Origin of the sequence: Kocuria sp. WRN011 (assembly GCF_002295155.1) — a bacterium.
In the GTDB taxonomy this organism is placed as follows: Bacteria; Actinomycetota; Actinomycetes; order Actinomycetales; family Micrococcaceae; genus Kocuria; species Kocuria carniphila.
In genome coordinates this window covers 281657-303804 of sequence record NZ_NSGI01000004.1, presented here as the reverse complement: position 1 = coordinate 303804, position 22148 = coordinate 281657, and the positions used below count along the sequence as shown (strand labels likewise).

Sequence of the window (22148 nt, the reverse complement as noted above, 5' to 3'; positions counted from 1 at the left end):
GACACTTCAAGAAGAGGTGCTCATGCCCCACACGCAACAACCGCAAACTCAGGAACTCACCGTGGACGTCGTCGTCATCGGTGGGGGAGCCGTGGGCGAGAACGCCGCCCAATACGCGATCGAAGGCACCGATCTCACGGCCGTCATCGTGGAGGGCCACCTTTTGGGTGGCGAGTGTTCTTACTACGCGTGCATGCCCAGCAAGGCCCTGCTGCGCCCCCTCGATGTCGCTGGCACCTCCGCAGACGTTGACGGCGTCTCGCCCGCGCGCCTGGACCACGGTGGGATGCTCGAGCGCCGGGATTCCTTCGTGTCGAATTACGACGATTCTTCCCAGGTCGAGTGGGCGGAATCGGCAGGGATCCAGGTGGTTCGCGGTCACGCTCGCCTTGTCGGCGAACGCACGGTTCGGGTCGACGACGCCGCTGCGCTCACCATCACCGCGCGGCACTCCGTGATCATCGCGACCGGTAGCGAACCCAAGGTGCCGGGCGAGTTCGAGGGTATGGAGGCCTGGACCTCCGCCGACGCCACCGGAGTGGTCGAGGTGCCGGAACGGTTGGCAATCGTGGGCGGCGGGGTAGTTGCCTGCGAGGCCGCCACATGGCTAGCCGGTCTCGGGGCGCAGGTCACGCTGCTGGTCCGAGGCCCAGACCTACTGTCGGACAACGAGCCGTTCGCCGGGCAGAGTGTCCTGGAGGGGATGAAAACTCATGGCGTGGACGTGGTCTTCAACGCGTCCGTGACGTCGTGCCGGAGGGAGAACCCCGAGGCCACCGGGCTGGGGAAGATTCACGGCGGCACCGTACAGCTTCAGACCACCGCGGGTGATTTCGAAGCGGACGAGGTGCTGTTGGCGACCGGGCGCGCACCGCGGTTGGGAGATCTAGGGCTGGACGCCGTGGGACTCACTCCGGACCACGTTCTCGATGACGACCTCCCCAATTCGTTACACGCCGTGGGCGATGCAAGCGGGGATGTTCCGCTGACTCACTGGGGCAAGTACCGGGCACGCGTGGTGGGGGCCAAGATCCGCGCGGCAGCCACGGGCGGCCCCGAACCTTTCGTCGCCGAGTACGCGCCCGTTCCCCAGGTCATTTTCACGGAGCCGCAGGTGGCGCAGGTGGGGCCGACCGAAGCCACCGCGCGTGAACAGGGGATCGAGGTGGTCACCGCCGAGGTGCCCTACAACTCCACTGCGGGTTCCGCGCTTCTGCGCAATGACGTTCCCGGGCGAGCCAAAATCGTGGTGGACGGTTCGACGCGCTGCGTGGTGGGCGCAACGTTCGTGGGGCCGGAGGCCGGCGAGCAGCTGCACGCGGCGACCATCGCCATCACCGGTCAGGTGCCGGTCCACGTGCTGCGCCATGCGGTACCGAGCTATCCCACGGTGTCCGAACTCTGGCTGCGGTTGCTCGAAGAACTTCCCGGCGAGATGCGCCGACCAAGGGATTGACCGGACCCGTGTCGGCACTGCGCGGGCGTGTCCCGACAGCACCGGCTGGGACCGCGCCGTGCCTACCATGGGGTATGACCGTACGCATGCTGACGATTGCGACCGCCGTTCCGGATACTCAGATCCACCAGCCGGATGTCGCGAAGCTCTTCGCCAACCAACCAGCCATGACACGGTTGGGGTCCCGGCTGGTCGGCTCGGCCTTCGCGGGATCCGGCGTGGCCACTCGCCACACGGTCCTTCCGGAGCTCGGAACGGCCGTCTCGCGGGGCCTCGATGGCACCAACGAGACTGACGACGCCGCGCCGTCGCCGTTCGTGGATCCCGTCTCGGGGCACTTGCTCTCCCCGGGAACGCAGACCCGGAACCAGCTCTACACCGAGCATGCTCGAAGGTTGTTCGTTCGGGTTGGGCGCACCGCGCTCGCGCAAGCTGCTCCGGCTGTCGAACCCGAGGACGTCACACATGTGATCACGGTGTCCTGCACGGGGTTCTTCGCACCCGGGCCCGATGTCCGGGTGGTCAAGGATCTGGGACTCCCGGCAAACGTAGCTCGAACGCACCTGGGGTTCATGGGGTGCAATGCCGCATTCCCCGCTCTGCGAGCCGCCTATACCGCGTGCCGCTCCGATCCGCAGGCCGTCGTGCTGGTGGTGTGCGTGGAACTGTGCACCCTTCACCTGCATGTTCGCAACGACCCGGACACCATCATGGGAAACGCCTTGTTCGCAGACGGTGCTGCGGCGACCGTGGTTACGGCTAGAGATTCCGGCGACCCGACAGTCGAACCCGTACTAGAACTGGAGGACTTCGAGACCACACTGGCACCGGTGGGTGAAGAAGACCTGGCCTGGAGCGTGGGCGACGAAGGGTTTGAAATGATCCTGGGAACCTATGTGCCGCGCATCATTGACGATCACGTCACGGATGCGCTGGCCCCGTTGCTGTCCAGGGCTGAGCTGGACGCCGCCGAGATACCACTGTGGGCCGTGCACCCCGGTGGCCGGAGCATCCTGGACAAGGTGCAATCACGTCTGGGGCTCACTCATGAGCAAATGGAACCGTCCCGTGGCGTCTTGTCAGAGGTCGGGAACATGAGCAGCGCCACCATTCTCTTTGTGCTGGACAGGATTCGGACGTCAGGGGCACGTGGGCTTGTGGCGGCGTTGGCCTTCGGTCCAGGGCTGAGCATCGAAAGCGCATTGGTGCGCGCCGTGGAACCCGAAGTTCGGCCACGATGAAGGATCCGCTACTGCGCCGTCGGAGTATCAACGAAGCGGAGTTGATGGACGACCCGAGCTGTGATCCCGTGGCACTGAACAACACCTACGCCTTGTTCGGCGTGATTAATCCGTTGGTCGCCTCGTGGCGGCCCGTCTACCGACGCTGGATCCGTCCGGCCCTTCAAGCCGCAGCCGGGGAGGGCCGCACGCCCACACTTTTGGACGTGGGTAGCGGGGGTGGCGACGTCGCTCGGGTCCTGTCCCGATGGGCCACCCGTGATGGCATCGAGCTGTCGGTGACCGCCATCGACCCGGACCCGAGGGCCTATAGCTGGGCGCTCGCACATGACAACGGTGTCGGGGTGGATTACCGGGCGCTGTCGAGCGCGGACTTGGTCGCCGAAGGCGAACGGTTCGACGTGGTCGTGTCCAACCATGTCCTCCACCACTTATCGCCGGGCGAACTCACGGAATTGCTGACTGACACGTCCGCTCTGACCGGCTCCGTGGCCGTCCACAACGACCTGCGGCGCAGCCGAACGGCCTGGTTGCTGTACTGGGTGGGCACGCTCCCACTGATTCGTGCGCGAACGTTCGCCCGTTTCGACGGCCTGTTGTCGGTCCGCCGTAGCTATCGCCGGAATGAACTGATCGACGCCGTGCCTTCGGGGTGGAGCGTGCGGCAGCAACGGTTCTTCCGACTACTCGCGGTGTTCGCGGCTCACGCGGAACCCGGCCGAACGTCGTCGTCCCAGCCTTCCTGAGGCGCGTCGCAGGTCTCTCGGAAAACGAACTGCGAAGGGCGTTTGCGCTCTCGGCTGGACCAATCGATGGCGGGGCGGTGGGTTCGTTCGGGAAGGTAACCCAGCCGGTACACGGCCATCAGCTCGAGGTCATCCGGCACGCGCAACATGTCCACGATGCGCTGCCACTGGTGTGGAGCCTCCATGGGGAAGGAGACGAACTGGATGCCCATGCCCAATTCCACCGTGGTCAGCCATAGGTTTTCCATGGCCGCGCCCATGCTGAAGACGGAGTAGAACCCGGACAATTGTTCTGGCCGATATTCACCGCGTTCCAGCATCACGCCCAGGAGCAACGGTGAACCGGCCACCAACTTGCGGTTTTCCTGACCCAGGGTTTGCGGCACACGCAGTTTGTTCATCAGGTTCTGCCCGGACGGGGTGAACGCGCGGGACGTGAAAGGGCGGAGCAATGCGGGCAACTTGTCGAAAAGCATGCCGCTGCGCAGGGTGTCCATTTCCTTCTGCGAAAACCGAAAATACTTCTTGTATCGGTTGAAGAAGGTACCGGAGCTCATAACCTCGGTCATGCTTTCACCGCTGATGGTGGCCACCGTCTCAATGGTGTCCCGGTCCTCGATGAGCACGAACCGCCAGGGTTGGCTGTTGAACTGGGAGGGTGCGGCCGCCGCGGCGCGGATCAGGGTCTGTTGGTGCTCGGGGCTGACCGGATCCGGGCGAAAGGGGCCGTTGGTGGTACGCCGATTGAACACGGCATCAAGGAACTCCATGGATCACCTCCCGGCCAGCACGAGACCGGCCGCGTAGCAGGGGGCCGCCATCAGTGCGTCACGGGTGTGTCGCCGGAGCGGTCGCGCTCCGTGATGTTGCAGCAGGAACAGGGGAGCGGCGGCGGGAGCCAATGCGATCGCGGCCGGTGATCGTTGGGCAGCAGACGCGAAGAACGCGATGGCCGTGGTACTCGCCGTCAGGATGTACAAGCCGTGATGGACCCACCGGAACTTGGAGGTGTCGACCCATCGCTGGGCCACCGAAATCCCCAGCGAACAGTTCGCCGCATAGAATCCGGCGGCGATACACACCAGCCCGCGGGACGAAGCCATGGTTCTCCTCTGCACGAAATGATCAGCCTGCTGCTTATGGCCTCTTATGATGCCACGCTCAGCCGCACGGAGCCTCGGGGACTCGCAGGATGACCTCCGCCGTGGGCACCGGTTCCATTCCTGGAACCGGTGCCCACGGCGGAGGTTGGCGCCAGCTTAACGACGGATTGATTCTTCTTCGCGCTCGCGGGGCGATTCCTCGCTGTCCGGATCCACTGCGCTCTCGCGACCGTGGTCCCCGGACATGCTGGACAAGCTATTCGAGGGGGTTGCCTCGTCCCGCCAGCGGAGCAGTGCGCCGACACCTTCCGGCAAGGTCACGTACCCCTCACCGAGGGTGGAAATCTCGGCATCCGTTGCGAGAGCCTGCCGGGTGAGTTCCTCAGCGTTGTCCGGTTCGGCACCGATCGTCAGGAGGAGCTCGGAGACCTGACCGCGTTGCAAGGCTTCCGCGACCTCGGCCGCGCCGGCCACGGATTCCCCGCCCCGGTTCTGATTCTCGGTGAACTGATCCGCCAGTTTCTGCTGACGTTCCTTGATGAACTCTTCGGTCACACGTGCCATTTCTTCCCGGAACGAGGCGCGATCAAGGCTCTGACCGCGGGTGCCTCCCGGAACTTCCTTGAGGATGGCCAGCGCTTCCTTGCCGAGCTCGTCCTTCAGTAGCGACTGCGCGCGGACATCGCCGGTGAGCAACAGCATGTCCAGTTGGCGCTCGCGGACAATGGCATCAACCTTTGCGGCCACCGCCTCCGCATTGCGTTCCCAGGAGTCCTCGACGCGAGCTTCCTGGTTGGAGTAGCGCCAACCGTGTTGCGATCCTCCACCCACGCTGGCCTTGTGCAGTTCGTCGTGACCCCCGTCCACGGAGGAGTCCTCACCCAGACCGTTGTCGTTCTTGGTGATCTTGGGGTTTTCCGGCGCGCGCAGGTGCAGGTCGGCGCCGGAACGGTCAACTTCCACGAGCAATTGGCGAACCGCCTGTGGGATCACCTGCAACAAGGGCACCAGAATTGGCTCATCACCCCAATGGGCGGAATCTTGCCGCGGGGGTGCCGGCAGCACTCGGTCGACCAGAATCTCCGATCCAGTGGCCAGGAGGGCTCGACCGTGCCGACCACCGATGGGAGACGGTTCCAGCAAGGTCTCTTCGCTCTCCTCGAGAATTGCCTCCGGAGCGCCGTCGTCCGCGAGTTTCGACCGGAAGTGTCCCCACCGGGTGGAAAGCCCCGAGGCGGAGCTGGGATCGGTTCGGGTGGAGTCGATGTAGATCGACAGGAACGGACCTTCGGCCTCGAGCACGGGCATGAGCCAAGACAGGTTCACGGTGACCTCCTGATTACTTGTCGGGCGACCGGGCGCCACAGTCATGGCGCCGTGGTGCACATCACTGTTCCATGCAAACGAAGCTGGGACAAGGGACGAGTAGTCACGGTTGGGGGCCAAAAACTTGGAGGTTCCACTGTGCTGCTTGTGGGGGTTATTCCCAGTCCACGTCCCACACGGGATCTGCGTAGCGGTTTCGCAGGAACTCTCCGACCACCGCCGCACCCAGGTCTTCGGGGTCCGGTGCCACCATGCGGCCCCCGGCTCGTGTGGCCATGGCTTGAACGAATCGGACCAAGCCTGGGTCGTCACCCAATCTGAAGAACGTGACTTCTGCGCCCTGCCGCGTGACCTTGTCCAACTCGGAGACAGTGTTCAGAAGCGTCTCGCGATCCGGAGGATACGAGAACCACGCCTCGCCGTGGGTCATGAGGTGGGCGGTGGGCTCACCATCGGTCACCACGAGCAGCACCGGTTGCATGTTGGGGTGCTGACGGAAAAACCGTCCGGCCAACAACAGCCCGTGATGGAGATTGGTGCCTTGTTCGTGCCAGGCGGGCAGCGCCGTTAGCTCGCCGATGTCCATGCGCTGGGCGTAGCGCCCGAACGTGATCAGCTCGAGCCGGTCGCCTCGGAACCGCGTGGAGAGCAAATGATGCAGTGCCAGGGCCGTGCGCTTCATGGGCACCCAGCGGCCGTTGAGCGCCATGGAGAACGAGGTGTCCACGAGCAACACCACCGCCGCTTGCGTCCGGGCCTCGGTTTCGCGCACCTCGATGTCCTGGACATCGATGCGCAACCCCTTCATCGGGTCCTTGCCGGCGGCCGCCGTGCGGCCGATCGCGTTGGTCACCGTGCGAGTGACGTCCCACGGCTCCACGTCTCCGAATTCCCACGCTCGGCTGGAGCCCGTCTGTTCACCGGCCGCTCCGGCCAGGCGAGTGTCCCGGCGACCCTGCCGGCCGGAAATCCGCCCGGCGGCATCGCGCAACAGGGACTGCCCCAGCTTGCGCATCGCGCGCGGGGACAATTTCAGATCCCCGTCCGTGCCACGGCGCAGGTAACCGCTGTCCTGCATCGCCTTCTCCAGTTCGGCGAGCGTGCGGGCCGAGACCGCGGCGTCGTCGCCCAATTGTCGGGTCAGGGCCTCGATATCGAGGTCCGATAGCGTGGAGCCCGAATAGGACTGTGAGAGCTGTTCGGCCAGTGAATCCAGGTCGGCCAAGTCTTGGAGCACACCGGTGCCGTCGCCCAGGCCGAGACCCTGATCGCCGTCGAACTGCTCGGACCCGGTCCAGTCTTCCCCGGGACGCAGTGCCTGCAGGGACGCGTCCAGTCGGTCCAGCTGCGACATCAACTCGGGCGAACCGAAGGCCTGAGCGGACAGCGACATCAGCTCGTCGCGCTGTTCTTGCGTCATGGAGCGCATCATGCGCTGGGCGGCCGCCGAACGCTGGGCGAGTGCGTCGATCAACTCATCCACGTTCTGGGGATTCTCGGGGAACTGATCCCCGTGTTTGGCCATGAACTCGTAGAAGTCTTCCGGGGTGTCTTCACCGCGGGCGTGCTTGTCCAGCAGGTCGTTGAGGTCACCCAGCATCTCGGCCACGGCCTGCCGGTCCTCGTCGGTCGCGTTCTCCAGCGCTTGCTTCATGCCGGCAAACCGCTGGTCGAGCATCTCGCGCCCCAACAGGTCCTTGATCTGCTCGTAGTGCTGCCGGGCGGTATCGGACTGCCAGTCGTAGTCGACGAGTTCCGTGACGGCAGCCGCGGGGGAGGAGGGCAGGCTGTCCAATTGCATTTCGCGGAACTGCCGGTCCATGGGATCCATGCGAGCGTCGCGCAGGAACTGGTTGCGTTCCTCGCGCAAGGCCTTCTCCAGCAGCTCCTTAACCTCCTGGATCGTGCCGTCCAGGCGGTGCTTGCTCAACAGATCACGACGCCGCTGTTGCACTTTGCGTGCCAGATCGTCCAGTCCGCGCTGGTTGCGTCCGCCCCGGCGCAGGAACTCACGCATGGCCTGTTCCGGGGAGTAGCCGGACATGACGTCTTCCGCGACGGCGTCGAGGGCTTCGGCGAGGTCGACGGGCGGTGCCAGGGGATCGGGGCCCCCTGAGTACCGGCCGTACCGGGAGGACCTGTGGCGGTTACGCATGATGGCCTCTATCCGTAGACGGTTTCCCCGTCACCGGTTTCCTTGGAGAGCTGGCGGATCAGGAACAACCCTTCCAGGGCCAGCTCGATGGCGGTGGCGCGGTGACCGGGGGTGCTTCCGCCCACCTGGGATGCGATCTGGTCGTACAGGTCGCTGTCTTCCAGTTCGGGCAGGGCGTCCAGGAACTCCTGGGCGGTGACCTGCTCACCGGTGGTGATGGTGCGCTGGCCGTCGAAGGCCTCCACGAGCGGACCGAAATCCAACCCGCGGAAATGGGCCCGAACGGCGTCGGCGGTGGCGGTGCGCAAGAGATGCTCGAGGATTTCGTCCTCGCGGCCTTCTTCGCCGGATTCGAATTCAATCTTGCCGCCGAGCACGTCCACGGCGCTGTCCACGTCCACGAGGCGGGCCACGGCGTCTTCACCGTGGCGCACCGTGGCACGGTGCCGGGCCGCTGCAGCAATGGTCTCCGCGCCGGCGATCGCGAAGCGGGCCGAGACGCCCGAGGCCTGGTTGACCGCATTGGATTCGCGCAGCGCGCGTGTGAAGCGGGCCAGGATCTCGAGGATCACCTCCGGGACCTCGGCCGTCAGATGGGCCTCTTGGCGGATGACCGCCATCTCGTCCTCGAGTTCCAGGGGATAGTGGGTGCGGATTTCGGCACCGAAACGGTCCTTGAGCGGGGTGATGATGCGACCGCGGTTGGTGTAGTCCTCCGGGTTGGCCGACGCCACGACCAGGACGTCCAGTGGGAGCCGCAGCACGTAACCGCGGATCTGGATGTCGCGCTCCTCCATGACGTTGAGCAGAGCCACTTGGATGCGTTCGGCCAGGTCGGGGAGTTCGTTGAGCGCCACGATGCCCCGGTTGGCGCGGGGGACCAGGCCGAAGTGGATGGTTTCGGGGTCCCCCAACCGGCGACCTTCGGCCACGCGCATGGGGTCCACGTCGCCAATGAGGTCGGCCACGGAGGTGTCCGGAGTGGACAGCTTTTCCACGTATCGATCCGTGCGGTGCCGCCAGGCGATGGGCAGAGCGTCACCTTCGAGTGCTGCCCGGGCAACGGATTCCGCGGTGATGGGGTCATAGGGGTGCTCATTGAGTTCGGACCCCTCGATCGCCGGACTCCATTCATCCAGCAACCCGGACAGGGTCCGCAACAGACGTGTTTTACCCTGGCCTCGTTCACCCAACAACACGATGTCGTGTCCGGCGATCAAGGCGCGTTCGAGCTGGGGGATGACCGTGCGGTCGAAGCCGTGCAGGCCGGGCCACGGATTCTCCCCGGCCGCGAGTGCGGCCAGGAGGTTGTCGCGAATCTCTTCACGCAGGGTTTTCTGGACGTGACCGGCTGATCGCAGGTCACCCACGGTACGAATCTCAGGCTGAACGCTCACGCAAGCCACGCTACGCGCGGGGGGCCAGCGGCGTCGACCCCTCCAAAGGGTGATGACGCCGCGTGACCCGTGGCTCTCGCAAGAACCGTGACGAGGCAGAACCGTGGGCCTACGCTGGACGGTGTGAGCCCCGAAACCACCACGCTGCTTCTGGTCAGACATGGTCAGACACCCACCACAGGGCAACTTCTGCCCGGCCGAACCCCGGGATTGCACCTGTCCGACGCCGGGCGGGAACAGGCGGCTCGCGTCGCCAAGCGGCTGAGCGAATTGCGGCTGACCGCGCTGTACTCGTCTCCGCTCGAGCGCACGCGGGAGACCGCGCAGGCCACCGCGGACGCAACCGGTTTGTCGGTGATCGAGGACCCTGGGCTACTGGAACTAGAGGTCGGTGACTGGACCGGCGAGAAACTGGCAGACCTGGCGCGCTCGCCCGAATGGCAGACCGTGCAGCACGAACCCGCGAGTTTCACGTTCCCGGGTGGCGAGAGTTTCCAGGAGATGCTGGAGCGGATGGTCGACGCGCTGACTCGCATCCGGACCGCTCACCCCGGTGGCACGGTGGTGTGTTTCTCCCATGCGGACCCGATTCGGGCGGTGCTGGCCCACGAGATGGGGACACCGCTGGACAAGTTCCAGCGGCTCAGTGTGGGGCCGTGCTCGGTGTCCGCGATTGCCTATCCGAGCGACCACGACCCCTTGGTGCTCACGGTCAATTCCACACAGGATTCCCTGGCCACGCTCACGGCGCAGTGAGGAACCATGGTGGACGACCAGCGCACGCGTGAACTCCTGGAACTCGGCGAGATTGAGATCCTCGGGCAGCTCGTGGAGAGCAGCAACGAGACCTTTCTGGTCGAACTGACCCACGGGGACTGTCAGTGTTGGGCCATTTACAAACCAGAACTGGGGGAGCGGCCCCTGTACGACTTCGAGCCGGGGCTCTACCGACGGGAGCGCGCAGCGTACCTGATGAGTGAGGCGCTGGGCTGGGGCATCGTGCCGCTGACCATTATTCGGGAGGACGGGCCGTACGGCATCGGGTCCCTGCAGCGGTTCGTGGAGACGGACCTGGAACAGCACTATTTCACCCTCTACGCGGATTGCCCGGAGACGCACGAAGACCTCAAACGCATGGCGGTCTTCGACGTGGTCACCAACAACACCGACCGCAAGGCAGGCCACGTTCTACGAGGCCTGGACGGCCGGATCTGGGGCATTGACCACGGCCTGTGCTTCGCCGAGCCGTACAAGCTGCGAACGGTTATCTGGGACTTTGCGCGGGAACCCATAGCGGAGTCCTTGCAGGAGGACATCGCGCCGCTCGAACATCAGGTCCCGGCCGATGTGGCGGACCTGCTGACTGCCGGGGAAGTCCAGGCCATTCAGGAACGCGTGAGAGTCCTGGGGCTCTTGGGCAGGCTCCCGGCGGATCCCACGGGGATGCGGTTCCCGTGGCCGCTGATCTGAACGGGTGTCTATGACGACGCACAAGGGCTCCCCCCTAGGTAGCGGGTGACGCGCGTGAGTTAACGCGAAGTTCCCCTCGGGAGGTCTGGTTCCACGAGCCGGGGAGGCCTATTCTGGCCAGCACGCGACACAAAACTGCCGTGACGTTCTGAACTCAGGAGCATCTCATGAGCACCACCCTCGCTACCTACATCGCTCTACCCGGCAACGCCGCCGAGGCCTTTGAACACTGGCACGAAGTCTTCGGCGGAGACCTGGATCTCATGCGCTACGGAGACATGCAGCTGGAGGGGATGCCCTTCGAACCGAACCCTCAACACGTAGCCCACGCGGTCCTGACCACTCCGGGTGGCCGGGTTGCCGGTGGGGACGCCATGGAGGACGGTAATGACTATCCACTGCGCGGAACCGCCTACTCGCTGCTCTACTCGGTCGAGACCCCCGACGACGCTCGCGACCTCATCCAGAAGCTCACCAACGGTGGTGGCTCGGTGGGCATGCCTTTCGAAAAGGCGCCATGGGGCGGGTGGTACGGCACGGTCTTCGATCGCTTCGGTGTGATGTGGTCCTTCGATGCACCGGCCGACGAGTGATAGTAAGTACAATGATCGTCCTACGGGTCGGTCGAATTAACCGACCACGCAGCGAGAAAGGAAGCCATCATGTCTCAACCCATTCCCGACCCCAACCCCATCGACAACCCGGACACCGCCAGTGAACCCCTGCGCGAGGACGAGTTCATCGGCACCACCGGTGATGAGGATTCCGCGTGGGAAGAGGACGATGCCCAGTGGGGGGCCGATGAGGACCCGCTCAAGGACGTGGACGAACTGCAGATAGAGAATCGGATCGACACGGCGGATCAAGAGCTGCCCACCGATCCTGACCTGGACTAGCCTGACACCATGTCGCGATTCAGCCCCTTGGAATGGCCGGTCTTCCGGCAATTCCGCACAGCGGACTCCACCGGCCGTAGTTCTGCCGTGGTGTCTCAGCGCACCCGGGACATCACCTCACGCACCGAAACGGCCGACCGGGTGGTGCAGAGCATCTGCCCGTACTGCGCCGTGGGCTGTGGGCAGAAGGTGTACGTCAAGGACGACAAGGTCATCCAGATCGAGGGCGATCCGGATTCCCCGATCTCCCGTGGTCGTTTGTGCCCCAAGGGGTCTGCGAGCGAACAGCTCGTCAACTCTCCTGGTCGACAGACCCGCGTGCTGTACCGCGCACCCCGCGCCACCGATTGGCAAGAGTTGGACGTCGATACCGCGACGGACATGATCGCCGATCGATTCATCAAGGCCCGACGCCGCGGGTGGCAGGACACGGACGACCAAGGCCGTCCGCTGCGTCGCACCATGGGCATCGCCTCACTGGGCGGTGCGACCCTGGACAACGAAGAGAATTATCTGATCAAGAAGCTCTTCACTGCTGCCGGGGCCGTACAGATCGAGAATCAAGCCCGTATTTGACACTCCTCCACGGTTCCCAGTTTGGGAACCTCATTTGGCCGCGGTGGCGCTACTCAGTCACTGCAGGACATGGCGAACGCCGATTGCATCATCATTCAGGGATCCAACATGGCCGAGTGCCATCCCGTGGGATTCCAATGGGTGACGGAGGCCAAGGCGCGCGGCGCCATGGTCATTCACGTCGATCCGCGTTTCACGCGCACCTCGGCGGTGGCGGACAAACACATTCCGATTCGTACGGGTACCGACATCGTGCTGCTCGGCGCACTCATCAACTATGTGCTGAGCAACGACTTGTGGTTCGACGAGTACGTGCGCGCCTACACCAACGCGGCGAACCTGGTGAACGAGGACTTCCAGGACACCGAAGACCTGGACGGACTGTTCTCCGGGTACAGCGTCAAGGACAACGCGTACGACATGGAGTCGTGGTCCTACCAGACCACCGAACAGCACGATCAGGATTCCGACGACGCCGCGGAGCCTGACGAATCGGCCCTGTCCACTCACTCCGCCTACCACGGCTACGGCACCTCCTGGGACGAGCACCACGGGGAACCCCAGGACCGCTCGGACGAGACCGCACCCGAGGAGCACGAAGAGGGTGACGACGAACGCGAGCAGGCCGGCGGCGACAAGTACGGTAGCGGCGGCGCTCCCGTGGGCCCCGGAGTTCCGCTCCGGGACGACACTCTCCAGGACCCGCAGACCGTGTTCCAGATTCTTAAGCGCCACTACGCCCGGTACACGCCGGACATGGTGCAGGACGCGTGCGGTATCTCGATCGAGGACTTCGAGTACATGGCGCGGGCGATTATCGAGAACTCGGGCCGTGAACGCACCACGTGTTTTGCTTATGCGGTGGGGTGGACCCAGCACACTCTGGGGGCACAATTCATCCGCACGGCATCGATCTTGCAGTTACTGCTGGGCAACATGGGTCGTCCCGGCGGCGGCATCATGGCGCTGCGCGGTCACGCAAGTATTCAGGGATCAACGGACATCCCCACCCTGTTCAACCTGCTACCGGGCTACTTGCCCATGCCTTCGGTCCGAACGGAAACGTTCACCGATTACCTGGACACGATTTCCGCTCGCGATCAGAAGGGGTACTGGGCTTACGCGGATGCGTACGCGGTCAGTCTCCTGAAGGCATGGTGGGGAGACGCCGCGCAGGCGGAGAACAACTGGGCCTACGACTACATCCCCCGGCTCAACGGGCCTCACGGCACGTACCAAACCCTCATGAACATGCTGGCCGATCAGGTCGAAGGCTACTTCCTCCTGGGCCAGAACCCCGCGGTGGGATCGGCGCACGGCCGCTTGCAGCGCATGGGCATGTCTCACCTGAAGTGGCTGGTCGTGCGGGATCTGAACATGATCGAGTCCGCCACGTGGTGGAAGGACGGCCCGGAAATCCAGTCGGGTGAGCTGCGCACCGAAGACATCGACACCGAAGTGTTCTTCATGCCCGCGGCCACCCACGTGGAGAAGTCCGGAACGTTCACCCAGACGCAACGCTTGCTGCAATGGCGTCACCAGGCGGTGAACCCGCCGGGGGACAGCCAGAGTGAGTTGGAGTTCTTCTACAAGTTGGGTCAGCGTATCCGGGAACGTCTCGCAGATTCGGATGACCCCCGTGATCGTCCGCTGCTGGACCTCACCTGGGATTACCCCACGGACGAGCACGGCGATCCCGATGCCGAGGCAGTGCTGGCGGAGATCAACGGGCGCCATCTGACCGGCGAGAACGCCGGTAAACCGTTGTCGGCCTACACGGAGATGCGCTCGGACGGTTCAACCTCCGGTGGTTGTTGGATCTACACGGGTGTCTACGCGGACGGCATCAACCACGCCTCCGATCGTGTGCCCGGCAGTGAGCAGGACGAGATTGCTTCCCAGTGGGGTTGGGCTTGGCCCGCCAACCGCCGCATCATTTACAACCGTGCCTCGGCGGACCCGCAGGGTAGGCCGTGGAGCGAGCGGAAGAAACTGATCTGGTGGGACGAGGACCAGGAACGTTGGGTTGGCAAGGACAACCCTGATTTCCCGATCGATCGCGCACCGGGCAGCACTCCGGGTAAGGACAAGCGGGGCGGCGACGCCTTGGCTGGTGACGACCCGTTCGTCATGCAGGCTGACGGTAAGGGTTGGTTGTACGCACCCAAGGGTCTGGTGGACGGGCCGATGCCCGCGCACTACGAGCCACAGGAATCTCCCGTGGCCAACCCGCTTTACGCGCAGCAGCAGAACCCCACGCGCATGACGTTCCCGCGCTGGGACAACCTGTTCGCCCAGAGTGCGGGCAAGCCGGGCACGGAGGTGTACCCCTACGTGTTCACCACCTACCGCTTGACGGAGCAACATACGGCGGGTGGCATGAGCCGTTGGTTGCCGTACCTGTCCGAGCTACAGCCGGAGATGTTCTGTGAGGTCTCACCCGAGCTCGCGGAAGAAAAGGGTCTGGAGCCGTACGGCTGGGCCACCATCATTTCGCCTCGCTCCGCGATCGAGGCCAGGGTGTTGGTGACCGACCGGATGAAGCCATTGACCGTGCGAGGGCACACCGTGCACCAGATCGGCTTGCCCTATCACTGGGGGGTCGGCCAGGACGCCGTGGTGACCGGTGACGCGGCCAACGACTTGCTGGGCATCGCCCTGGACCCCAACGTGCACATTCAGAACGGCAAGGTGGGTTCGTGCGATATCAAGCCCGGGCGCAGACCCCGCGGACCCGAGGTGCTGGAACTGGTCTCGGAATATCAGGAACGCGCGGGGCTCACACCGGCCACGAGTAACACCATGGTCACCGACCCGCAGCGAGAACTCACCGCCGAACAGATAGAGGACGGATCCCCATGACCGGAGAAGCAGCAGCCAATCCGACAGCGGACGCCCACTACGACCATCCGCACCCGCGCAAGGGGTTCTTCACGGACACCTCTATTTGCATCGGCTGCAAAGCGTGTGAGGTCGCCTGCAAGGAGTGGAACCGTAACCCGGTCGACTCGGACTACGAGTTGCTGGGATCCTCCTACGACAACACGGGTGCACTGGGTGCCAACACCTGGCGCCACGTGGCCTTCATCGAGCAGGGCGCGGATCAAATCGAACGCGCTCGTGAGTCCGGTCGCGCCCTCGTGAACCTGGGTATGCCCAAGGTCGGCCCGCCGCAGGGCTCGGTATCACCAACGACGACGCCGCAGGGCACCATTCCGGTGACGCAGGCCGCCCCGGCCGGTTGCGCTTCGGGTGCTTGCGGTTGCGGTGGTTCGGCCACCGACGCTCCCGTGACCGATTCCGCGGACAGTAGCCTGGCGAGTTCTTCGGACGGATCTTCCGTTCACCCGGACACCCCCGATTTCCGTTGGCTCATGTCCTCGGACGTGTGCAAGCACTGCACCAACGCGGGTTGCTTGGACGTGTGCCCCACCGGCGCACTGTTCCGCACCGAGTACGGCACCGTGGTGGTCCAGGACGACATCTGCAACGGCTGTGGCACGTGCGTGGCTGGCTGCCCGTTCGGCGTGATCGAACGACGCAGCGATGGTGTCTTCGAACCCAAGAACCAGCGCGATTCCCCGCCCATGCCGGACACCGTCAAGGTACCGGAACACGGCGTGGCCCAGAAGTGCACGCTCTGCTATGACCGGATGAAGAACGATCAAACCCCGGCGTGCGCCCAGGCTTGCCCCACCACGTCCATTAAGTACGGTGACCGCGATTCCATGGTGGCGACCGCTCGCGAGCGGGTCACGCAAATGCACGAACAGGGGAAGACCGAGGCCCGCCTCTACGGTGCCAACCCCAAGGACGGTGTGGGTGGAACCGGTTCCGTGTTCCTCCTTCTGGACGAACCGGAAACCTATGGCCTGCCACCGGATCCGCGAGTCCCCACGGCCGATCTTCCGTACATGTTCAAGCGTGCCGGTATGGCCGTCGCCGGCATGTTGGCCGTGGGCGCCGTCGCTTTTGCGTCGGGTGGTCGCCGATGAGTGTCTCGGAGTTCGACAACTACCGGCCCCCGGAAGAGCCGCGCCGTAAGCGCAAGGGCAAGGGGCGCCGTCGTGCGCCCGGATCGGCGTTCCGGCGCGGCGGCGACGGCTCGCGCGAAATGCCCATGGTCCCGGAGCCCGAGTTCACGTCGTACTACGGGCGGCCCATCGTTAAGGCACCACCGTGGGAAGCACCGATCGGTGCGTACCTGTTCCTGGGTGGCCTGGCGGGTGGCTCGTCCATCCTGGCTTTCGGTGGTGAGCTCACCGACCGGCCGCTCCTGCGACGCAACATGCGACTCTCCGCCATCACCGCCGCGAGCCTGGGAACGGTGGCGCTGGTGACGGACCTGGGCCGTCCCGAGCGGTTCCTCAACATGATGCGCACTATCAAGCCCACCTCTCCCATGAGCCTGGGTTCGTGGCTGCTCGCCTATTACGCCACGCACGCGGGTGTCGCCGCTGCCGCCGAGGTGGATCGCGTGACGCACTCGAAACTTCCCTTGGGGCCGTTCCGTCCCGTCCTGCGTTTCGTCGATCGCCCCGCCGCCGCGGGTGCCGCGGTGTTGGGCGCACCGTTGGCCGCCTACACCGCAGTGCTGCTCGGTGACACCGCTGTTCCCACATGGAACGCGATGCACAAGGATCTTCCGTTCGTGTTCGTGAGCTCAGCCTCCCTGGCCGCGGGCGGACTCGCGATGCTGACCACGCCGATTTCAGAGACCGCGCCGGCTCGGACCTTCGCGCTCGCGGGCGTGGCCGGTGAGCTCGTGGCCATGCACCTCATGAAGGAGCGCATGGACCCCGTGGCCGTCGAACCTCTTGAGCAGGGTCGGCCCGGTACGTGGCTCATGTGGAGTGAACGCCTCGCGATCGCCGGTGCCGCGGGCACGATCCTCGGCGGACGACGTCGCTGGGTCGCCGCACTCTCGGGCGCCGTCTTGGTTGCATCCTCGGCTCTGACCCGCTTCGGTGTGTTCCAGGCAGGCAAGGACTCCGTGAAGGATCCCAAATACACCGTGGAACCGCAGCGAAACCGCTTGGCGAAGCGCCGCGCCGCGGGCATCACCGACGACTCGATCACCACGGCTGGCTGACGCGTCGAGCTGGGCCAAACTATGGCTGTGGGCTGACATCGTACGGTGTCAGCCCACAGCCATCTGAAGTCCAAGTCGTATCGACCGTGGCCGTAGGGCCGGAGGATCTCAGCGGACGCGGACCAGCTCTTCGTCGCGTTCGGGGAGGGCCACGGTCTCACCGATCACGGGATAACCGGGTAGCTCGCCAATTATGAGGAGCCCGCCCGAGGTTTGGGCATCCGCGAGGAATAACAGGTCATCTTCGGAGATGCCGGAGTCAGCGGTCAGGTGCGGGCGGACCCAGTCCAGATTGCGACGAGTTCCCCCTGAGACGAAGCCGTCCCGCAGTGCTTCTGCCGCACCGGAAACCATAGGCACCGCGCTGCGGTCGATCACCGCCCCCACTCCGGACGCGCGGGCCATTTTGTACAGGTGACCGAGCAGCCCGAAACCGGTGACATCCGTGGCCGCCTTCAGGCCTGCCGCCACAGCCGCCTGCGAAGCATCCCGATTGAGCTGGGTCATGGTGGCGATGGCTTCCTCGAAGACCTCGCCGGTCTGCTTGTGGCGGTTGTTGAGCAGCCCCACGCCCAACGGTTTGGTGAGCGTAATGGGCAGCCCCGCCTCGGCCGCGTCATTGCGGAGCAACTTGGTGGGGTCGGCCGTGCCGGTCACGGCCATGCCGTACTTGGGTTCGGGATCATCAATCGAGTGACCGCCGATCACCGGGCATCCCGCTTCAGAAGCGATATCCAGTCCGCCCTGCAACACCTCGGACATCAGATCCATGGGGAGCAGGTCGCGGGGCCAGCCGACCAGATTAATCGCGACCACCGGGTGACCGCCCATCGCGTAGACGTCGGAGAGCGCGTTGGCAGCGGCGATCCGGCCCCAGTCGTAGGCGCTGTCGACCACGGGGGTGAAGAAGTCGGCCGTGGACAGGACCGCGAGGTCGTCACGGACAAGGACCGCAGCGGCGTCGTCGCCGTCGTCCAGGCCGACCAGAACGTTGGGTGCCGTCTGGCCGGTGAGGCCGCGGACGGCTTCTTCGAGTTCTCCCGGCGGGATCTTGCAGGCGCAACCGCCGCCGTGAGCGTACCCGGTGAGTCGAAGATCGGTGGACGAGGACTGTGATGAGGCCATGTCTTCAGTGTAGGAGCCGGGCCCAGCGGGAGTGGTTCTCGCCCGCGCGCCATTCCGTGACGGGTTCTGACAGATTTTCGGGGCCTACTGAGCAGTACGGCATGATGAAATGGCTGGCTGCCGCTGTAACTGGTCTGCATCCTTTCCGGTGATAAGTTCGACACGGAGGCGTCTGTGTCCTGGTGGGCACCCCGGTCTTCAAAACCGGTGAAACCGAGCATCTCGGTTTGGCGGGTTCGATTCCCGTCCGCTTCCGCCAACTTTCACCGCAGCTTTCGGCCCGGTCCGGGGCGGCGGCCGCTCACCCCAGGCACCCCAATCGCACAAGGAGTCACAGTGACCGGTGCAGACCCCCGTTCACGGATTCCCCGCACGGACCAACTTCTGGCGCTCCCGGCAGTTCAAGCCGCTCGAGCCAGGCTGAGCGATCAGGTGATTCGCACAGTCGTTACGCGGGCGCAGGATCGGGCCCGCCGGTCGGAGATAGCACCGGAAGACGTGCAGGACACGGTGATCACGGACCTTGCCGAACGGCGAGCCACCTCCCTGACTTCAGTGCTGAACGCGACCGGCGTGGTCATCCACACGAACCTCGGTAGGGCACCGCTGTCGCCGGCAGCTCGTGAGGCGTTGTTGGATGCGAGTGGGTATGTGGACGTCGAGCTGGATCTGACCACGGGTCAACGGTCCAAACGAGGGGTGGCTACGCGCGAGGCACTTCTCGCCGCGTGTCCCACCGCGGAGGACGCGTTAGTCGTCAACAATGGTGCCGCTGCCCTCGTGCTGGCCACCACCGCCCTGGCCGCAGACCGCGAGATCATCGTGAGCCGCGGGGAACTCGTGGAGATCGGTGCGGGTTTCCGACTACCGGATCTCATGGAATCCACGGGCGCCCGACTGCGGGAGGTCGGCACCACCAATCGCACTCATCTGGCCGACTACGCGGACGCAGTGAGTCCCCAGACCGCGGCGCTGTTGAAGGTCCATCCCAGTAACTTCAGGGTCAGCGGGTTCACCTCGGATGTCCCGTTGCGAGAGTTGCGCGCGCTCGCGGATGAGCACGACCTTCCCCTGATCATGGACGTGGGCAGCGGGCTGCTCATGCCGGACCCGATCCTTCCGGATGAACCCAGCCTGTCCGAAGCGCTCGAGGCCGGCGCGGATGTCGTCATCGCCAGCGGAGACAAACTGCTCGGCGGCACCCAGGCAGGAATTCTCCTGGGTCGCACGGATACGATCCAGAAGCTCGCCAAGCACCCACTGGCCCGCGCGGTACGTGCCGATAAATTAACGCTCGCAGCCCTCGAAGCCACGTTGGTCTCCGGCGACACTCCGGTGCAGCAGGCACTTCACGCGGACCCCGAGCGATTGCGCGCGCGAGCCGAGGAACTCGGCGACGACCTCGGGATGCCCGTGGTTTCCCACGATGGCCGCGTGGGCGGCGGGGGAGCACCCGGCGTGCCGCTGCCAGGGTGGGCCGTGCGCCTGCCGGAGCGAGCGGCGTCGTTCTTACGGCTGGGCCAGCCCGCCGTGCTGCCGCGCGTCCACGACGGCGCGTGCCTGATCGACCTGCGCTGCATTCCCGAGGACGACGACGCCCGGGTCGCCGCCGCGGCTCACGCCGCGTTGGGGGCGCTGGACTGATGTACGTAGTCGCAACTTCGGGCCACGTGGACCACGGAAAATCCACGCTGGTGCGCGCCCTGACCGGCATGGAACCGGACCGCTGGGCCGAGGAGAAACGACGCGGTCTCACCATCGATCTGGGCTTCGCGTGGGTGGATCTGGCGTCCGGAAAGAACGTGGCGTTCGTGGACGTCCCCGGACATGAACGATTCCTCGGCAATATGTTGGCTGGGCTCGGGCCCGCACCGGTGGTGTGTTTCGTGGTGGCCGCGGACGAGGGCTGGCAGGCCCAATCCAGCGACCATCGGGATGCGTTGGCAGCGCTGGGGATCGAGCGCGGGCTGATCGTGCTGACCAAGACGGACCGGGCACCGGAACGAGTCGAGGCGGTGACCGAGCAGGTCAGGGGTGAACTCGCGGGAACCGGTCTGCGCGATGCCCCCGTGGTGGCCGTATCCGCCCAGAACGGGACGGGTCTGGGCGAGTTCCGCTCGGCGTTGGACAGCCTGCTGGACGGGCTACCTCTGCCGGACCCGGCGGATCGATTGAGGCTGTGGGTCGACCGTGCGTTCTCGGTGTCCGGAGCTGGGACCGTGGTGACGGGCACGCTGACCAGCGGAACGGTTCGCGTGGGGGACCGGCTCTTGTTGCTCGGCCAGGGCAGAGGCCGCTCCGTGACCGTGCGGTCGTTACAGAGCCACAATTCCTCGGTCGAGAGCATCGGCCCCACCAATCGCGTGGCCATCAACCTGCGCGGTATCTCTGCGGAGGACATTCACCGCGGCGACGCGCTCCTGGCGCCGAACGCATGGCCCACCACGGATGAACTGGATGTCCGCCGGATGTCCGGGATCTCGTTCGAGGACGCGCCGGCGGAGATCATGGTCCACGCGGGTTCCTCCTCGGTACCGGCACGCTTGCGACCCTTCGACGACGATCACGCGCGCGTGCAACTATCCCGAGAGTTGGCGCTGATCCCGGGGGACCGGCTGGTCATGCGCTATCCAGAAGCCCGTGTGCTCTTAGGCGGTGCACGGGTCCTGGACGTGGATCCGGCCGGACTCACCCGGCGCGGGGACAGTGCACGGCAGGCCGCATGGCTGGCCGGCCTTCCGGACACGGGCGATGCTGTCGCCGAAACGAAGCGCCGCGGTGCCGTCCGAGTGGCAAGGCTGCACCAGCTGGGACTGGTAGCCACGGACACGGCCGAGCCGCCCGCAGACGCAAACATTCTGCGAGCGGGTCAGTGGTGGATTCACCGACCCGTGTTGATCTCCTGGGCGGGTCAGCTGAGGACTGCCGTAGAACGGTTACACGAGCGTGATCCGCTGAGTCCGGGTCTGACTCGGGGTGCCGCGATCGGTGAACTCTCGCTGCCCGGACCGGAGCTATTGAGCGCGATCATCAAACAGGCACAGCTCGAAGAACGAGACGGCTCCATCACCGTTCCCGGCCGCGCCGCCGGGTTGGGTGCCGCAAAAAAGTCACTCACCACCGTCGAGGCGCAACTGACCAAGAACCCCTTTGCGGCACCCGAGGCCTACGAACTGGACGATCTCGGGCTGGGTCCGCGTGAGCTGGCCGCGGCGGAACGGGCCGGACGGCTGCTGAGGTTGGAGGGCGGCGTCGTCGTGCTACCGAACGCTCCGGCACTGGCCATGCGCGAGCTGGCACGGCTGGAGCAACCCTTTACCACGAGCCAGGCGCGGCAGGCCTGGGGGACCACCCGGCGCGTGGCCATCCCGCTGCTCGAGCATTTGGATGCGCGCGGTTGGACACGGCGATTGGACGGGAGCAAGCGCGAGATCGCCCGTTAGCAGGGCAAAGGGTCTCATCTTTGAGCTGCTGCCCTGAGCGAAAAAGCTCTTATGCCTGTCGGCGGGTGGGATTAACCTGGATAGCAAGGCGGGTGATTATCGGTGGTGTTTCGACGTCGCCC

At 65.2% G+C, this 22148-nt stretch carries 18 protein-coding genes and 1 tRNA gene; 13 read left to right on the top strand and 6 right to left on the bottom strand.

The window, feature by feature from the left end; genetic code table 11:
- Window positions 1-22 precede the first annotated feature (22 nt).
- The 3 genes from CKW39_RS07615 (at window position 23) to CKW39_RS07605 (ending at window position 3443) form a co-directional block, all read left to right on the top strand.
- On the top strand, window positions 23-1456 hold the full coding sequence (locus tag CKW39_RS07615) for an NAD(P)/FAD-dependent oxidoreductase (protein ID WP_095797518.1): 1434 nt from the start codon (window positions 23-25) through the stop codon (window positions 1454-1456).
- A 74-nt stretch (window positions 1457-1530) separates the two neighbouring features.
- On the top strand, window positions 1531-2697 hold the full coding sequence (locus CKW39_RS07610) for a type III polyketide synthase (RefSeq protein ID WP_095797517.1): 1167 nt from the start codon (window positions 1531-1533) through the stop codon (window positions 2695-2697).
- Window positions 2694-3443: a class I SAM-dependent methyltransferase gene (locus CKW39_RS07605; RefSeq protein WP_095797516.1), complete on the top strand. Its 750-nt coding sequence runs from the start codon at window positions 2694-2696 to the stop codon at window positions 3441-3443. The genes CKW39_RS07610 and CKW39_RS07605 overlap by 4 nt, the downstream gene beginning before the upstream one ends.
- On the opposite strand, the gene CKW39_RS07600 is transcribed toward CKW39_RS07605, so the two are convergent.
- The 5 genes from CKW39_RS07600 to CKW39_RS07580 all read right to left on the bottom strand — a co-directional run bounded on the left by CKW39_RS07600 (window position 3401) and on the right by CKW39_RS07580 (window position 9424).
- Window positions 3401-4213: a nitroreductase family protein gene (locus CKW39_RS07600; protein ID WP_095797515.1), complete on the bottom strand. Its 813-nt coding sequence runs from the start codon at window positions 4211-4213 to the stop codon at window positions 3401-3403. The two genes, CKW39_RS07605 and CKW39_RS07600, sit on opposite strands and share 43 nt — an antisense overlap.
- Before the next feature lie 3 nt (window positions 4214-4216).
- Window positions 4217-4546 carry a hypothetical protein gene (locus CKW39_RS07595; protein ID WP_095797514.1) on the bottom strand — a complete coding sequence of 110 codons (330 nt, stop codon included), beginning with the start codon at window positions 4544-4546 and terminating at the stop codon, window positions 4217-4219.
- A 156-nt stretch (window positions 4547-4702) separates the two neighbouring features.
- A complete protein-coding gene (locus CKW39_RS07590) occupies window positions 4703-5917 on the bottom strand; it encodes a hypothetical protein (RefSeq protein WP_254049325.1) in 1215 nt (404 codons plus the stop codon).
- Between the two features lie 109 nt (window positions 5918-6026).
- Window positions 6027-8027 carry a VWA domain-containing protein gene (locus tag CKW39_RS07585; protein WP_095797513.1) on the bottom strand — a complete coding sequence of 667 codons (2001 nt, stop codon included), beginning with the start codon at window positions 8025-8027 and terminating at the stop codon, window positions 6027-6029.
- Between the two features lie 8 nt (window positions 8028-8035).
- On the bottom strand, window positions 8036-9424 hold the full coding sequence (locus CKW39_RS07580) for a sigma 54-interacting transcriptional regulator (protein WP_095797584.1): 1389 nt from the start codon (window positions 9422-9424) through the stop codon (window positions 8036-8038).
- A 123-nt stretch (window positions 9425-9547) separates the two neighbouring features.
- Here CKW39_RS07580 and CKW39_RS07575 point away from each other — a divergent pair, with 123 nt between their 5' ends.
- The 7 genes from CKW39_RS07575 to nrfD all read left to right on the top strand — a co-directional run bounded on the left by CKW39_RS07575 (window position 9548) and on the right by nrfD (window position 17458).
- The gene (locus CKW39_RS07575; RefSeq protein WP_095797512.1) at window positions 9548-10180 is read left to right on the top strand and encodes an MSMEG_4193 family putative phosphomutase; all 633 of its coding nucleotides are present in this window, start codon (window positions 9548-9550) and stop codon (window positions 10178-10180) included.
- Window positions 10181-10186: 6 nt separating this feature from the next.
- Window positions 10187-10894: an SCO1664 family protein gene (locus CKW39_RS07570; protein WP_095797511.1), complete on the top strand. Its 708-nt coding sequence runs from the start codon at window positions 10187-10189 to the stop codon at window positions 10892-10894.
- A gap of 167 nt (window positions 10895-11061) precedes the next feature.
- Entirely contained in the window at window positions 11062-11487 is a 426-nt protein-coding gene (locus tag CKW39_RS07565) for a VOC family protein (RefSeq protein WP_095797510.1), read from the top strand.
- A 69-nt stretch (window positions 11488-11556) separates the two neighbouring features.
- Window positions 11557-11790 carry a hypothetical protein gene (locus tag CKW39_RS07560; RefSeq protein ID WP_016997346.1) on the top strand — a complete coding sequence of 78 codons (234 nt, stop codon included), beginning with the start codon at window positions 11557-11559 and terminating at the stop codon, window positions 11788-11790.
- Between the two features lie 9 nt (window positions 11791-11799).
- Window positions 11800-15228, top strand: a complete 3429-nt coding sequence (gene fdh / locus CKW39_RS07550; RefSeq protein ID WP_173674294.1) for a formate dehydrogenase — start codon at window positions 11800-11802, stop codon at window positions 15226-15228.
- Window positions 15225-16361: a 4Fe-4S dicluster domain-containing protein gene (locus CKW39_RS07545; protein WP_095797508.1), complete on the top strand. Its 1137-nt coding sequence runs from the start codon at window positions 15225-15227 to the stop codon at window positions 16359-16361. Before fdh ends, CKW39_RS07545 begins: the two co-directional genes overlap by 4 nt.
- A complete protein-coding gene (nrfD, locus tag CKW39_RS07540) occupies window positions 16358-17458 on the top strand; it encodes an NrfD/PsrC family molybdoenzyme membrane anchor subunit (RefSeq protein WP_095797507.1) in 1101 nt (366 codons plus the stop codon). The genes CKW39_RS07545 and nrfD overlap by 4 nt, the downstream gene beginning before the upstream one ends.
- 108 nt (window positions 17459-17566) lie before the next feature.
- Here nrfD and selD read toward each other — a convergent pair whose 3' ends face one another.
- Window positions 17567-18583, bottom strand: a complete 1017-nt coding sequence (selD, locus tag CKW39_RS07535; RefSeq protein ID WP_095797506.1) for a selenide, water dikinase SelD — start codon at window positions 18581-18583, stop codon at window positions 17567-17569.
- A 164-nt stretch (window positions 18584-18747) separates the two neighbouring features.
- On the opposite strand from selD, the gene CKW39_RS07530 reads away from it, so the two are divergent.
- The 3 genes from CKW39_RS07530 to selB all read left to right on the top strand — a co-directional run bounded on the left by CKW39_RS07530 (window position 18748) and on the right by selB (window position 22026).
- Window positions 18748-18842, top strand: a tRNA-Sec gene (locus tag CKW39_RS07530).
- A 77-nt stretch (window positions 18843-18919) separates the two neighbouring features.
- Window positions 18920-20227 (top strand): L-seryl-tRNA(Sec) selenium transferase, encoded by a 1308-nt coding sequence (gene selA / locus CKW39_RS07525; RefSeq protein ID WP_095797505.1) that lies wholly within the window; start codon window positions 18920-18922, stop codon window positions 20225-20227.
- Window positions 20227-22026 (top strand): selenocysteine-specific translation elongation factor, encoded by a 1800-nt coding sequence (selB, locus tag CKW39_RS07520; RefSeq protein ID WP_095797504.1) that lies wholly within the window; start codon window positions 20227-20229, stop codon window positions 22024-22026. The genes selA and selB overlap by 1 nt, the downstream gene beginning before the upstream one ends.
- Window positions 22027-22148 lie beyond the last annotated feature (122 nt).